This is a genomic window from Streptomyces sp. MCA2 (genome assembly GCF_023544705.1).
Classification (GTDB): domain Bacteria; phylum Actinomycetota; class Actinomycetes; order Streptomycetales; family Streptomycetaceae; genus Streptomyces; species Streptomyces decoyicus.
This window is the reverse complement of record NZ_JAMJFM010000004.1, coordinates 185,786-200,650: the sequence shown is the minus strand read 5'-3', so window position 1 is coordinate 200,650 and position 14,865 is coordinate 185,786. Positions and strand designations below refer to the sequence as shown.

10 protein-coding genes are annotated in these 14,865 nt (G+C 71.3%); 8 read left to right on the top strand and 2 right to left on the bottom strand.

What is annotated here, in order from left to right; all coding sequences use genetic code 11:
- Positions 1-25: 25 nt before the first annotated feature.
- Positions 26-1,573, bottom strand: a complete 1,548-nt coding sequence (locus tag M8I34_RS05295) for an AMP-binding protein (protein WP_250048125.1) — start codon at positions 1,571-1,573, stop codon at positions 26-28.
- Between the two features lie 446 nt (positions 1,574-2,019).
- On the opposite strand from M8I34_RS05295, the gene M8I34_RS05290 reads away from it, so the two are divergent.
- Together M8I34_RS05290 and M8I34_RS05285 are read left to right on the top strand one after the other, a co-directional pair.
- Positions 2,020-4,104 (top strand): SpoIIE family protein phosphatase, encoded by a 2,085-nt coding sequence (locus M8I34_RS05290; RefSeq protein WP_250048124.1) that lies wholly within the window; start codon positions 2,020-2,022, stop codon positions 4,102-4,104.
- Positions 4,105-4,419: 315 nt separating this feature from the next.
- On the top strand, positions 4,420-5,877 hold the full coding sequence (locus M8I34_RS05285; RefSeq protein WP_250048123.1) for an APC family permease: 1,458 nt from the start codon (positions 4,420-4,422) through the stop codon (positions 5,875-5,877).
- Between the two features lie 59 nt (positions 5,878-5,936).
- Here the strand turns inward: M8I34_RS05285 and M8I34_RS05280 are convergent, their stop codons facing one another.
- The gene (locus M8I34_RS05280) at positions 5,937-6,275 is read right to left on the bottom strand and encodes a hypothetical protein (RefSeq protein WP_250048122.1); all 339 of its coding nucleotides are present in this window, start codon (positions 6,273-6,275) and stop codon (positions 5,937-5,939) included.
- A gap of 448 nt (positions 6,276-6,723) precedes the next feature.
- Here M8I34_RS05280 and M8I34_RS05275 point away from each other — a divergent pair, with 448 nt between their 5' ends.
- From M8I34_RS05275 to M8I34_RS05250, 6 genes are all read left to right on the top strand, one after another.
- The gene (locus tag M8I34_RS05275) at positions 6,724-9,453 is read left to right on the top strand and encodes a SpoIIE family protein phosphatase/ATP-binding protein (protein ID WP_250048121.1); all 2,730 of its coding nucleotides are present in this window, start codon (positions 6,724-6,726) and stop codon (positions 9,451-9,453) included.
- A gap of 49 nt (positions 9,454-9,502) precedes the next feature.
- Positions 9,503-9,895 (top strand): SHOCT domain-containing protein, encoded by a 393-nt coding sequence (locus tag M8I34_RS05270; protein WP_244417148.1) that lies wholly within the window; start codon positions 9,503-9,505, stop codon positions 9,893-9,895.
- Positions 9,896-10,031: 136 nt separating this feature from the next.
- Positions 10,032-10,829 carry a DeoR/GlpR family DNA-binding transcription regulator gene (locus tag M8I34_RS05265; RefSeq protein WP_250048120.1) on the top strand — a complete coding sequence of 266 codons (798 nt, stop codon included), beginning with the start codon at positions 10,032-10,034 and terminating at the stop codon, positions 10,827-10,829.
- A gap of 127 nt (positions 10,830-10,956) precedes the next feature.
- Complete coding sequence (locus M8I34_RS05260) at positions 10,957-12,246, top strand: four-carbon acid sugar kinase family protein (protein ID WP_250048119.1); 1,290 nt, start codon at positions 10,957-10,959, stop codon at positions 12,244-12,246.
- A 25-nt stretch (positions 12,247-12,271) separates the two neighbouring features.
- The gene (gene pdxA / locus M8I34_RS05255; protein WP_250048118.1) at positions 12,272-13,363 is read left to right on the top strand and encodes a 4-hydroxythreonine-4-phosphate dehydrogenase PdxA; all 1,092 of its coding nucleotides are present in this window, start codon (positions 12,272-12,274) and stop codon (positions 13,361-13,363) included.
- A complete protein-coding gene (locus M8I34_RS05250; RefSeq protein ID WP_250048117.1) occupies positions 13,360-14,691 on the top strand; it encodes an MFS transporter in 1,332 nt (443 codons plus the stop codon). The genes pdxA and M8I34_RS05250 overlap by 4 nt, the downstream gene beginning before the upstream one ends.
- The last annotated feature ends 174 nt before the right edge of the window (positions 14,692-14,865 follow it).

Here is a 14,865-nt window from a genome sequence, read left to right as displayed (position 1 = left end):
CCTGGGCTGCGGCGGCTCGTCGCTGTCATGCCACGGTGCCGGCCTCCTGCTCGGCCCGCCGGCGCAGCTCCTTCTTGTCGGGCTTCCCGGCATCGGTCAGCGGCAGCGCGTCGACAAAGGTGATCCGGGCCGGTTCGTACATCGCGCCCCGCTCCGCGCAGACCATCTCGCGCAGTTGCCGCTCGTCGACGGTGCCGCCGGGCGCCCGCACCACCGTGGCGTGCACCCGCTCCATGCGGTCGGCGTCACGGACACCGAAAACGGCGCTCTGTAGTACCTGCGGGTGCGAGTTCAGCAGGTCCTCCAGTTCCGTGGTGTACACATGGCCGCCGACCACGACGATCATGTCCTTGAGCCGGTCGACGATCGTCAAGTAGCCCTCGTCGTCGAGGAAGCCGATGTCGCCCGTGTGCAGCCAGCCGTCGCGCAGCACCTCGGCGGTCAGCTCGGGCTGCTTCCAGTACCCCTTCATGATCATGTCGGAGCGCACACAGACCTCGCCGTGCTCGCCGGCCGGCAGATCACGGCCCGACTCGTCGCGGATCGCCACCTCGACATCGGGCAGCGCCTTCCCCGCGGACCGCAGCCGCTCGGGCCGCTGCGGGTCGTGGTCCTCCTGGGTGAGGACGCTGATGCCGCCGGCCTCGTTCTGCCCGTAACCCTGCATCAGCACCGGGCCGAAGGCCCGTACCGCGTCGGCTATCCGGGCGGGGGAGGCCTGGCAGCCGCCGTACGTCAGCAGCCGCAGGCTGGAGGTGTCGGTCCGGCGGGCGTCGGGGTGGTCCATCAGCTGGTAGAGCAGCGGCGGCAGCAGGAACATGTCGGTGATGCGCTCGCGTTCGATGGCGGCGAGTGCGGTGCCCGGGTCGAAGTCGTCGAGCAGGACGACGGTGCCGCCCGCGTGCAGGGTGCTGTCGGCCATCAGGCCCGCGGCGTGCGCGAGGGTGGTGCAGACCAGCTGCCGGCGCGCGGACTCCGGCTCCTGCTGGATCACGCCGTGGAACCAGCGCGCCTGGTCGAAGGTGGTGCAGATGCCCTTGGGGTGGCCGGTCGTGCCACCGGTGTGGCGGATGGTGCACACATCGTCGGGCCGGGCCCGGCTCGCGTACGGCTCGTCGGACTGCCCGGCCGCCAGCTCCAGCAGATCCGTGCCCACCTTGGCGGGGCCGAGGACGAGGACCTCGGGCACCGGCGCCAACTCGGTGACCTCGGCGGCGCGTTCGGCATGGCGCGGGTCGACGATCAGGGCGCGGGTCTCGACATCGCGGACGATGGCGGCCTGGGACTCGGCGGACAGCTTGTTGTAGAGGTAGTTGACCCGGGCGCCGATCAGGTTGGCCGCGTAACGGGCGGCGATGATCTCCGGGAGGTTGCCGCTCAGCAGCGTGACGGCCGCTCCGCGGTCGACGCCGCGGGCGCGCAGGGCCCGTGCCATGCGGTGGACCAGTGAGCGGAACTCACCTGCGGTGACGCGGCGGCCTTGGTGGACCAGGGCTTCGCGCGCCGGGTCGGCGCTAAGGACATCGAGGTTCTCCTCCACGTAGGTACGGAATGTCCGGGCGGCGATGGGCATGATGTGAGGCTTCCTCCTGACACCGGCGGGCGCAGTCCGCTACGCCGGATGCGGTATGCATGTATTTAGTTGCTAGAGGCAACTAAACTCAGGGTAGTCGCTGTAGATCGACATCTCCAAGTCGGACGGTGACGCCTGGGAGAAGCCCAGCGGTCACACAGCGGCGCAGCCCTTGCGGCGTCCGGCCACCGCCCCGCATGCCCGTCCCGCGAGCGCGTCCGGAATCATGGCCCCCAATATCGTCAACGCGCTCGCCGACCAGGGAACAGCGACGGATAATGCTCCCTCGCGCACGGGGCGCCGGTGCCCTGCGGATCTCGCTCTCCCTGCGGGTCCGTCCCGTGGCGAGAGATGATGGAGAGCAACGGAAGCACAGCGAGAATCGGCCGATGTACGGAGAGCGCCACGGCTGTCGGTCTGCGGTGACCGGCGGAAGGAGTACCTGGATGGGTGCGACCGACGCGTTCCCCGAGGGTGCTCCCCCTGTCGGGGCCACACCGGGGCAGCCCGGCGGCCTGATGGACGTGCTGGGCGTGGCCGCGGTGATGCTGGACGCGGACGGGCGGATCACCCTGTGGAGCCCCCAGGCCGAGCAGCTCTTCGGCTGGAGCGCGGAGGAGGCACTCGGCCGGCCCGCCGCGCAGCTGCTGGTCGGACCCGAGCACTTCGATCTGGTGCTGAGTCTCTTCTCCGAGGTCATGGCGGGCGGCGAGAGCTGGGCGGGGGTCTTCCCGGTCCAGCACAAGGACGGCAGCACCCGGCTCGTCGAATTCCGCAATATGCGGCTGCTCGACGAGCGCGGCGAGTCCTACGCCCTGGGCATCGCCACCGACCAGGCCGTGCTGCGGCGGGTCGAGCGGGATCTGGCGCTGTCGGTGCGCCTGGTCGCCCAGTCGCCGATCGGCCTGGCGGTCCTGGACACCGCGCTGCGCTTCGTCATGGTCAACCCGGCGCTGGAGCGCATCAACGAGCTGCCCGCCGACCAGCACATCGGCCGTGACGTCGGGGAGGCCCTGTCCTTTCTGGACACCGGCATCATCGTGTCCAGGATGCGCGAGGTCCTCGACACCGGGACACCGCTGCTCGACCAGTTCACCGTCGGCCGCACCGCCTCCGACCCCCACGCGGACCGGGCCTGGTCGGTGTCGTACTACCGGCTGGAGGACGCCCACGGCCGGGTGCTGGGGCTGGCCACGTCCGTCGTGGACGTCACCGAGCAGCACCGCGCCGCCACCGAGGCCGCCCGCGCCCGCAGGCGGCTGGCCGTCATCGCCGACGCCTCCGCCACCGTCGGCACCACCCTCGACGTCGACCAGACCGCCCATGAACTGGCCGACGTCATCGTCCCCGAGCTGGCGGACCTGGCTGCGGTCGATGTCCTGGACGCCGTGCTCGACGGCCGCCGCCCGACCTCGCTGTCCCGCGGCGGCCCCGCCCGCTTCCGTGCGCTCGCCGTGGCCACGGCCTACTCCACCGAGGCCGTCCGCGCCGCCGACCCCACCGGCCAGATCGCCTCCTACGAAGCCGACCGGCTGATCACCCGCTGTGTGACCGAGGCCCGTCCGGTGCGCATCGCCCACGTGGGTCCGGACGATCTGTCGCACATCGCCGCGGACCCGCAGGGCGCCGCCCTCCTGGGCAAGGCCGGACTGCACTCCTATCTGGCCGTACCGCTGATCGCCCGCGGCGAGGTGCTCGGTGCGCTGTCGCTGTACCGCGTCCGCAACCAGGAGCCGTTCGACGAGGACGATGCGGTGCTGGCGGTCGAGCTGGCCGCCCGGGCGGCGGTCTGCATCGACAACGCCCGCTCGTACCAGAGCGAACGCCGCACCGCGCTCACCCTCCAGCGCCATCTGATGAACCACCGGCCGCCGCAGCCCACGGCCATGGAGATCGCCTACCGCTACCAGCCCGCCCAGGCGGCCAGCGAGGTCGGCGGCGACTGGTTCGACGCCATTCCGGTGGCCGGCGACAAGACCGCGCTGGTGGTCGGCGACGTGATGGGCAGCGGAATCAACGCCGCCGCCACCATGGGCCAACTGCGCACCACCACCCGGGCGCTGGCCGACCTCGACCTCGATCCGGCCGAGGTGCTCCGCCACCTCGATCACATCGCCGTCGGTCTCGACCCGGCCTTCGCCACCTGTCTGTACGCCGTGTACGACCCGCACCGCACCCTGTGCCGGATCGCCGTCGCCGGGCATCTGCCCCCCATCGTGATACGCCCGGACCGGCCGCCCGAACTCCTCGATCTGCCCACCGGGGCGCCGCTCGGGGTCGGCGGCGTCCCCTTCGAACAGACCACGGTCCCGCTCCGCGACGGCGATCTGCTGGTGCTCTACACCGACGGGCTGATCGAAACCCGGGACCAGCCCATAGACGCCCGTCTGGACATCCTGCTGGAGCTGCTGGCGGAGCCCGAGCGGGATCTGGAGGACCTCTGCGACCGTCTCCTCGGCGCGCTGCGCGATGAACACGACCACGACGACGTGGCACTGCTCATCGCCCGCGTGCACGCGCACGAGGACTGAACGAACGGGCACCGGATCCGGCGGGCCCGCAACGGATTCGGCGGTGTCCCGGCAGGAACGCGCAGCCCTCGTTCGGCCGCGGAATTCGCTTATTTCCGCGGCTGTGGCGTGGATAAGCGCTTCAATGGCCCTTCAGGGCTACGGATTTCGTTGTCCGCTGGCCTTAACAAGACCTTGACGTGAGTCGTCGGCGGGGGTTTTATTCGGTCACCAAAGGGGGCCTGCGGGATATCCGGGTTCGGGCCGCTTTGCGGCGTACTTCCCCCCAGGCGCCGCCCCTTCTGCCGCCAGCACTGATGGGATACGGATACCGATATGCCCTACACGCCTGTTGCCTCCGCAGCTCCGGAGCGGGACACCCGTAGTGCGACGGAGGGGGACGCCTCCACCTCCCCCAAACTCACCCGGTCGATCGGCGTGGTCGGTGGCACCCTGCTCACGCTGTCCTGTCTGACCCCGGCATCCTCGCTCTTCGTGATCGTGCCGGACTCGTTCGCCGGCCTGGGCACCGGCACCGCACTGACCATCGCCGTCGCGGCTCTGCTGTGCATCGGGGTGGCCTTCACCTACTCCGAACTCGGCACGCTGATACCGAGCTCGGGCGGCGAGTACGCCATGGTCGGCACGCTCATGGGGCGCCTCGCCGGGTGGCTGGTTTTCATACTCTCGCTGATCGTCGTCATGATCGTGCCGCCCATCATCGCCCTGGGCACCGCCGACTATCTGGCACCGATCATCCGACTCGATCCGCAGCTCACCGCCGCCGGTGTCATGCTGCTGGCCACCGCCATGGGCCTGCTGGATCTGCGCGCCAACGCCTGGATCACCGGCATCTTCCTGGTGCTGGAGGTCGTCGCCTGCGCGGTGGTCGCCTTCCTCGGCTTCACGCACACCCAGCGGTCCGCGTCCGTGCTCGTGCACCCCGTGATCGACGCCGGACACGGGCACAGCACCGCGGTCACCGCCGGCCTCATCGTGACCGGGCTGGCCACCGCGCTCTTCATCCTTCAGGGCTTCTCCACCGCCGTGTACCTCGCGGAGGAGATGGACAACCCCCGCCGCAACGTCTCCCGCACCGTGCTGTGGACCCTCGGCATCGGCGTCGCCGTCGTGCTGATCCCGGTGGTGGCGATCACCCTCGGCGCCCCCGACCTGAAGACCCTCGGTGCCGGGGACGTCGCCGGCATGGTGCAGGACTGGAGCAACTCGGGGGTCGGCACGTTCGTCAGCCTCTGTATCGCCCTGGCGATCATCAACGCGGCGATCGTGATGGTGATCCAGAACTCCCGCGTGGTCTTCGCCTCGGCGCGTGACGCGGCCTGGCCGACGGCCGTCAACCGGGTCTTCTCGCACGTCGGCCGGCGCTTCGGCTCCCCCTGGGCGGCCACCCTCGCGGTGGGCGTCCCCGGGGCGGCCCTGTGCTTCGTCAACCTCGACACCCTGAGCGAGGTCACCGGCGTGGCCGTCGCCGCGATGTACGTCTTCGTCGCCCTGGGCGCCCTGGTCTCGCGCCGCGGCGAGCACAAGCACCGCCCGGCCTGGCGGATGCCGCTGTGGCCGGCGGTCCCGGCGCTGCTGATCGTGGTGCTGGCCTGGGTGCTCTACCAGCAGAGCGCGAAGAGTCTGGTCATCACCGGCGCCATCGTGGCCGTCGCCGCGCTGTACTGGGCGTGCTACCTGCGCCCGCGCCAGGAGACGCACTGGGTGATCTCGGTACCCGAGGACGAGCAGGCTCCCGTCGAGGCGCCGTCCGCGGCCTCGCTGCCTGCGTAGGGCCCTGAAGGCCCAGGAAGTGCCCGCCCCGGCCTTGGCCCGGGCGGGCCTTCTTTTCTTTACCGGCCGGTGAGTGCGGCGAGCGCGAGCGCGTCCAGAAGAAGGCATACGTGGTCGACGGCGTCCCGCCCGTCGGGGCCCTCGGCCACCGCTGCGTCGTCGAGCAGCCCGGCGGTCCCGTGCAGCAGCTCCCGCAGCCGCTCGTTCATGTCGGCCGCCGGCTCCTCGTGCGCCAGGGCGGACCGGATCTGCTCGCCGGTGAGCGGCTGACCGGTTTCGAGGAAGCGGTACAACGCCACGGCGGCTCGCCGGTCGGCGTCGTGGGGCTTCCACAGACCGAGCGCGTGGTGGTCGATGAGCGCGGCCGCCTCGGCTCGGATCTCCTCGGGAACATGCATGCCCACGAACGTCTCATACCGCCTCGCCGGGTCCGACGAGGGCAGAGAGGACGCGGGTGCCGTCCCCGGGCCGGCTCCGTCCCTCGGACGAAGCGGCTGACCAGGCATGTTGCGCCGGCGCCGCACTCACCCGACTGGTAGACACCTGTCAGGCAAGCCGCCGGGCCTGTGGGAAGAGTTACATGAACCATCCGACCCCTGGGCGATTTGTACCCAGTGCCGTGGCGCGACGCGGCCGCCGCGTATGTCCTCTTCGTCGAATACTGTCGCATATGCGTAGCCGCAAAACCTACCCGGGGGTCTTCCCGCCCTCTGGCGCCCGGCCCCGGATCACGGGACCATCCTCGGACAGCCCGTGAGGCCGCCCGGCGCAGCGCGGGCCCTGACCGCTGCTGCGCTCCGCATCGCGCGGCTCGCCCACCGTATGCGGGAGGTGTAGAAAGAGGACATGGCCGGACGCTACGGCCGCCCGCGTTCGGTTCTCAGGATGCGAACTGTCGCAGGTCAGGTCTTTCTCCTGCAGGTGGCGATCGTGGTGTTGCTCGTCGCCGCCGCCATTGCGGCGCTTGTGCTGCAATCCAGGGCCGACGGAGACCGCGAAGCCCGCAACAGATCCGTCGCCGTGGCGGAAGCGTTCGCCAATGCGCCGGGCATCGAGACAGCGCTGAAGAGCGCCGATCCGACCTTGGTGCTCCAGCCGCGGACAGAGGCCGCGCGCAAGAGTTCCGAGGTCGACTTCATCGTCGTGATGAACACCGAGGGCATCCGCTACACCCACCCGATCCCCAACCGCATCGGCAAGAAGTTCGTCGGCACCCTGCAACCGGCACTGTCCGGCCATGTGGTCACCGAGAAGATCACCGGCACCATCGGTCCTCTCGTCCAGGCCGTGGTGCCGGTCTACGGCCACAGCGGCAAGGACAACGGCAAGGTCATCGGGCTGGTCTCGGCCGGAATCACCGTCAACCGGGTGAGCGGTGTCGTCGACGACCAGTTCCCGCTGCTGTTCGGCGCCGCCGCGGGCATCCTCCTGCTGACCACCGGCGGTACGGCGCTGGTGAGCCGGCGCCTGCGGCGCCAGACCCACGGCCTCGGCCCCGCCGAGATGACCCGGATGTATGAGCACCACGACGCGGTGCTGCACGCGGTGCGCGAAGGCGTGATCATCGTGGGCGGCGACGGCTGTCTGCTGCTCGCCAACGACGAGGCACGCCGGCTGCTCGACCTGTCGGCGGACGTCGAGGGGCGCCCGGTCGCCGATCTCGGACTCGACCCCGCCACGCGCCGCCTGCTGGCCTCCGGCCGGGTCGTCACCGACGAGGTCCACCCGGTCGGCGAACGGCTGCTGGCCATCAACCAGCGCTCCACGGAGCAGGCCGGCGGACCGCCCGGCAGCGTCACGACGCTGCGGGACACCACCGAGCTGCGGGCGCTCACCGGCCGCGCCGATGTGGCCCGCGGCCGCCTGAAGCTGCTCTACGACGCCGGCACGGAGATCGGCACCACTCTCGACGTGGTGCGCACCTGCGAGGAACTCGCGGAGTTCGGCTCCGCCCGGTTCGCCGATATCGTCACCGTCGACCTGGCCGAGGACGTGCTGATCGGCGAGGAGCCGACGGCCCCCACCGGCGCGGCCATCGAGATGCGGCGTACGGCCACCAGCGGCGCCCCCGCGGACAGCGGCCTCTACCCCGTCGGCAAGCTGATCCGCTTCGAGCCGGCCACCGCCCTCGGCGCCAGCCTCACCAGCGGAAAGGCGGCCCTCGAAGCGGATCTGGCGGCGTTCTCCGGCTGGCATCTCCAGAGTCCCGGCCGGGCCAGGAAGATCGTCGCGCACGGCATCCATTCGAGGATCGCGGTGCCGCTGAGCGCCCGTGGCGTCATCCTCGGCGTGGTGATCTTCTGGCGCTCGGACAAGCCGGAGCCGTTCGAGGACGAGGAACTCTCCCTCGCCGAGGAACTGGTCGCCCGCGCCGCGGTGAGCATCGACAACGCCCGCCGCTACACCCGCGAGCACACCATGGCCGTCACCCTGCAACGCAGTCTGCTGCCGCGCGGCCTGCCGGAGCAGAACGCCGTCGAGGCGGCCTACCGCTATCTGCCCGCACAGGCCGGGCTCGGCGGGCTCGGCGGCGTGGGCGGCGACTGGTTCGACATCATCCCGCTGCCCGGTGCCCGGGTGGCGCTCGTCGTCGGCGACGTCGTGGGGCACGGACTGCACGCCGCCGCCACCATGGGCCGGCTGCGTACCGCCGTGCACAACTTCGCCACCCTGGACCTGCCGCCCGACGAGATCCTCTGGCACCTCGACGAACTGGTCACCCGCATCGACCAGGACGAGGGCGCCGAGGAAGCCGAGGGTTCGGTCACCGGAGCCACCTGCCTCTATGCGATCTACGACCCGGCGTCCGGGAACTGCACCATGGCGCGCGCAGGCCACGTCCAGCCCATGCTGCTGCTGCCGGACGGCACCGCCGAGACCGCCGAGGTGCCCGGCGGCCCGCCCCTCGGGCTCGGCGGGCTGCCCTTCGAGACCTGGCAGCGGCAACTGCCCGAGGAGACCCGGCTGGTGCTCTTCACCGACGGGCTCGTCGAGGACCGGGACCGGGACCTCGACGAGGGCATCGGGCTGCTGAGCCGCACCCTGGCCGAGCACTCCGGCCGCACTCCGGAGGAGACCTGCGAGGCCGTGCTCGGCGCGCTGCTGCCGGAGCGCCCCAGCGACGACATCGCGCTGCTGGTGGCCCGCACCCGGGTACTGGACACCGCGCATGTCTCCGACTGGGAGGTGCCGCCCGACCCCTCGGCCGTGGCCCAGATACGGGCCGCCGCGGTCCGCAAGCTGATCGAATGGGGCCTGGCGGAGGAGGCGTTCACCGCCGAGCTGATCCTCAGCGAACTGGTCACCAACTCCATCCGGTACGCCTCCGGCCCGATCCGCGTACGACTGATCCGCGACGCCTCCCTGATCTGCGAGGTCTCCGACAGCAGCAGCACCTCACCCCATCTGCGGCAGGCCGCCACCACGGACGAGGGCGGCCGCGGCCTCTTCCTGGTCGCCCAACTGGCCGAACGCTGGGGGACCCGCTACACCACCAGCGGCAAGGTGATCTGGACGGAACAGGCGCTCACCGGCATCGACCTGGTCGCGGTGGAGGACGACGACGAGGATGCTTGAGCCGAGGGACGGATGAGTCCGGGGGCCCCGAGCGTACGAGGAGGCTGTGATGGATTACCCGCTGCTCAACGCATTCTGGACGATGTGCCTGATCTTCTTGTGGGTCCTGTGGCTGATCCTGCTGTTCAGGATCATCGGTGACATCTTCCGCAGCCGGGACCTCAACAACTGGGCCAAGACGGGGTGGCTGATCCTGGTGATCGTGCTGCCCTTCCTGGGCGTCTTCATCTATGTGATCGCGCGTGGCCACGGGATGAGTGATCGGGAGGTCGCCCAGGCCGAGCGGCAGCAAAAGCAGCTTCAGACCTACCTCCGGGACACCGTCGCGACCGGGGAGGGGACGAGCCATGCGGATTCCCTGGCGAAGCTCGCCGACCTGAAGAACCACGGCGACATCACGGAAGAGGAGTTCCAGAAGGCCAAGGCGAAGATCCTCGCCTGACCGCGGCCACCATGCCGCGGTCACCGCCGCCGCTGTCGCCTCGACTGCTAACCTCGAATTGCGTGAAACGCGCAACTTGAGAGGCGCCCCGAACGGGGTGCCGGGCAGGCGACGGCAGACAGAGGCGGGCAGCGAAGTGACCAGTGGGGAACGCTCGGCCACCCGGCGCCGGCGCGAGCGGATGGTGGAACTGCTCGGCGCCGGGGACATCAGCGTGCACGATCTCGCCGCCGAGTTCGATGTCTCGCTGTCCACCGTCCGCCGCGACCTGGCGACGCTGGCCGCGCTCGGCCGGATCACCCGTACCTACGGCGGCGCGGTCGACCCCCGCGCGGTGGAACGCTCCTGGCACGACAAGGAGCACGAGCAGCCGGGCGAGAAGGACGCCATCGCCCGCACCGCCGCCGCGCTGGTCCGCAGCGGTGACGTCGTCCTTCTCGACGCGGGCAGCACCGTCGCCCGGGTGGCGCATGAGCTGCGGGACCGCGGCGATCTGACCGTCGTCACCAACGGCCTGTCCACGCTCGTCGAGCTGGCGGACGCGGAGGTGGAGGTCGTGGTGCTCGGCGGCCGGCTGCGGCGCCCCAACGAGTCGCTGCTGGGCACCCGGACCGAACAGGCGCTGCGCCGGCTCACCCCGGACATCGCCTTCCTCGGCGTCGACGGCCTCGACCCCCGCCGCGGCATCAACTGCCCCGATCCCGAACAGGCCGCGCTGAAGGAGACGATGGCCGAGTGTGCCCGTGCCGCCTGGGTGCTCGCCGACCACTCCAAGCTCGGCGCGGGAGGGGGCTTCCCCTACTGGGCGGCGATGCCGGCCGGCACGGGCCTGATCTCCGGCGGTGACGAGCGGGAGGTGGCCGCGTTCACGGATGCGGGGTGGTCGGTGCGCAGCGCCGCGGACGGTGCCCAGGCGCCCGTCGAGAGCGCCTGAGTGCACACCTCTTGACAGCCCGTTCGCCGAGTAGCCACTCTGAATTGCGTGAACCGCGCAATCAAAAATGCGTGGTCCGGTCACTTCGGGGTCCTCGGCGGCACCGGAGCCGACAGGAGGAGACCTCGTGGCCCAGGTGCTCGTCATCGCGGACGACCTCACCGGCAGCAATGCCACCGGCGCGCTCTATGCGCGACTGGGCCTGCGGGCCGTCACCGTCGGCGCGCTCACCCAAGTGGAGCGCTACGCGGACCGGGTGGACGTCCTCGTCATCAACACCGCCTCGCGGCACTGGTCCCCGGATCGCGCCCATGCGGCCGTCCGGGCCGCCGCCGAAACAGCGGGCGACGCCCCCCTGATCGTCAAGCGCGTCGACACCACCCTGCGCGGCAACCCCGGCAGCGAACTCGACGCGGTGGTGGACGTCCTCGCCGCCCGCGAGCCCGCGGCCCGGATCCGGACGCTGGCCGTTCCCGCCTTCCCCGACGCCGGCCGGAGCACGGTCGGCGGTCTGCACCTCGTCGACGGCGTCCCGCTCACCCGTACGGCCGTGGCGCGTGATCCGTTCGATCCCGTCCGGCACTCACGCGTCGCGGCCGTGCTCGGCGCACAGAGCCGGCGCAGCACGGGCGAACTCGCCCTGGACGTGGTGGAGCGGGGCCCCGACGCGGTGGCCGCGGCGCTGCGGGCGAGCCCGGCCGAGACCGTGGTCTGCGACGCCACCGAGAACGCCCATCTGCGCACGGTCGCGGTGGCCGCCGCCCGCCTCGCCGTCGAGGACCGTATCCGCTGGGTGGCGCTGGACTCCGGACCGTTCGGCGCGGCCCTCGCCGGTGAGCTGGGCCTGCGGCCCGAAGGCGGCGCACCCGCCCCCATCCTGGCGGTCGTCGGCAGCGTCACCGACCGCACCCGCACCCAGCTCGCCCGTACGGAAACCGCGCTCGGCGCCCGCTGGGCCGAGCTCGACCCCGCCGCGCCGGATCCCGGCGCGGTGCTGGCGGAGTTGCGCGCGGCGGCGGGGGAGGGGGCCACGGTGCTCGGCGTACGGGTGGCTCCCGATCCGCTGACCACCGCCGGATCCGCTCCCGACCCCGGCGCCGCCGCACGCATCCTCCACGCGCTCGCCGAGATCGCCCGCCGCGCGGTCGTCGAGCTGTGTCCCGGCGGCCTCTACGCCTCGGGCGGCGATGTCGCCACGGCGGTCACCTCGGCGCTGGGCGCCGACGGCTTCGCCATCGAGACCGAGGTGCTGCCGCTCGCCATCGCGGGACACCTGGTGGGCGGCCCCCACGACGGACTGCTCTTCGCCACGAAGGGCGGTCTCATCGGCGGCCCCGACGCCGCCCGCGACTGCCTGGAACACCTGCGCGCGGCCTGCACCCGGCACACCCTCGGCCCCACCTTGAGCACGACCTGAACACGGCACCCCGAAAGGCGACCCCATGACCCACCCTCAGCAGGCGACCGACGACCGGACGGCCGCCACCGGCCGTCCCGCCTCCGACGGCCCGCTGCCGCTCCTCGCCGTCACCCTCGGCGACCCCGTCGGGATCGGCCCCGAGATCACCGCCCGCACCCTCGCCGACCCGGCGACCACCGCACTCGGCCGCGGACTCGCCGTCGGCGACGCCGCCGTACTGCGCCGCGCCGTCGCCGTCTGCGGTCTGGACGTCGAGGTGAACGCGGTCGGCACGCCCGGTGAGGCACGCTTCGAGCCCGGCACCATCGACGTGCTCGACCTCGGCATCGCCCCCGCCGACCTCCCCTGGGGCACGGTCGACGCGGTGGCGGGCCGCTCCGCCGTGGCCGCGATCGAGGCCGCCACCGGCGCCGCGCTGGCCGGCGAGGTCGACGGCGTCGTCACCTCGCCGATCAACAAGGAGGCGATCTGGGCGGCCGGTTCACCGCACCTCGGTCACACCGAGATGCTCGGCGAACTCACCGGCGCCGCGCACTTCGACACCATGTTCGTGGTCCGCGGCCTCAAGATCTTCTTCACCACCCGCCATCTCGCCCTGCGCAAGGCGCTCGACCAGATCACCGAGGAACGGGTCGCCGCGAGCATCCGTCACGCCGCCACCGCACTGCGCGTCTTCGGCCATGACGAGCCCCGGCTCGCCGTCGCCGCGATCAACCCGCACGGCGGTGAGGGCGGCCACTTCGGCGACGAGGAGATCACCGTCCTGCGTCCGGCAGTGGAGAAGGCGGCCGCCGAGGGCCTCGGGGTCGTGGGACCGATCCCGGCCGACTCGGTCTTCCACCAGGGCCTCGAAGGCCGCTTCGACGGAGTGCTGTCGCACTTCCACGACCAGGGTCATATCCCTGCCAAGACCGTCGACTTCGACGGCACCGTGTCCGTCACCGTGGGCCTGCCGATCCTGCGCACCTCCGTCGACCACGGCACCGCGTTCGACATCGCCGGCAGCGGCCGGGCCTCACACGGCACGATGGCCGCGGCCTTCCGGGCCGCCGCCGGCTTCAGCCGCTTCACCGACCGGATCCGGGCCGCGTACGGAACGGCGGCCGCCCAGTGACGGATGCCAAGCCGCAGTCGAAACCGCAGTCGATCCCGCAGACCTCGCCCGCGCCCCCCGCCAAGCGCTGGATGTACGTCATCCCGGTCGCCGCGATCATGTACATGCTGGCGTATCTCGACCGGAACAATGTCTCCGTCATCCTCCCGTACATGCACGGCGATCTGGAGCTGTCCAACGCCGACAAGGGGCTGGTCGGCGGCATCTTCTTCGTCGGCTATGTCTTCCTCCAGATCCCGGCCGCGATCCTCGCCCAGCGCTGGAGCGCCCGGAAGACCGTCCTCATCCTCATGCTGGCGTGGGGCGTGGCCGCGTCGCTGTCCGGTCTCGTACAGACCAAGTCGCAGTTCTACGTGGCCCGCTTCGTGCTGGGCCTCTTCGAGGGCGGCGTCTGGCCCGCCGTCCTCATCCTGCTCGCCTCGTGGTTCCCACTGCGCGAGCGGGCCCGTGCCAACGCGCTGTGGATGGCGTGTCTGCCGCTCTCCTCGGTGCTGATGGCGCCGCTGTCGGGGTGGATGCTCGACCACGGGACCTGGCGCTGGGTCCTGGTCATGCAGGGCATCCCGCCCCTGGTGTGGGCGGTGGTCTGGTGGTTCGCGGTCGCCGACCGGCCCGCGCGGGCCCGGTGGATCTCCCGTGCCGAGGCCGACCATGTGGAAGGCGCGATCGCCGCCGACGAAGCCGCCAAACCGTCGGTGGGCAGCGGTTCGTACCTGGACGCGGTCAAACAGAAATCGGTCCTCGTCCTCATCGGTGTCTACTTCTTCTGGATCACCGGCTTCTACGGCTTCAACCTGTGGCTGCCGTCGGTCATCAAGGAGCTGACGCACGACGGATCGCCCACCGAGGTGGGAGCGCTCACCGCGATCCCGTTCACCGTCGCACTGATCGTGATGATCGCCAATGCCGCCTGGTCCGACCGCACGGGCAGGAGGCGCCGAGCGGTGGCCGTCCCGCTCGTCGTGGGCATCGCCGCGCTGCTGCTGGGACAGGCGGTGGACGGTGCCCTGCCCCGGATGCTGCTGCTGTGTGTGACGGCCGCCGCGGTCTATGCGCCGTACGGACCGTTCTGGGCGATCCCCGGCCAGCTGTTGCGCTTCGAAGTCGTGGCCGTGGCGATGGGGCTGATCAACGCCCTCGGAAACCTCGGCGGCTTCGCCGGGCCCTACCTGGTCGGCTGGCTGACCGATGTCACCGGGTCCAGCGTGACCGGCTTCGCGGTGCTGTCCGCCTTCCTCGCCGTGGCCGTGGCGCTGGTGACACTGGGGCTGCGCCCGAGTGCGCGCCCCGTACCCCAGGTGGCCGGGCAGGCGCCGGAGGGGGCCTGAGCGGCGCACAGCTGACGCTCCATCAAGCCGGTGGTGGCGAGCCCGTTTCGGCTCCCCGAACGGGCGACATCCCTGAGGAAATTCCTGGAAGACGGTCCCGGCGCAGGGGCAGCGTTCGCTCCCCCTCGCGCCGGGCGGCCGTGGCGACGGTGAACAGGCCGTACCTGTCTGCAA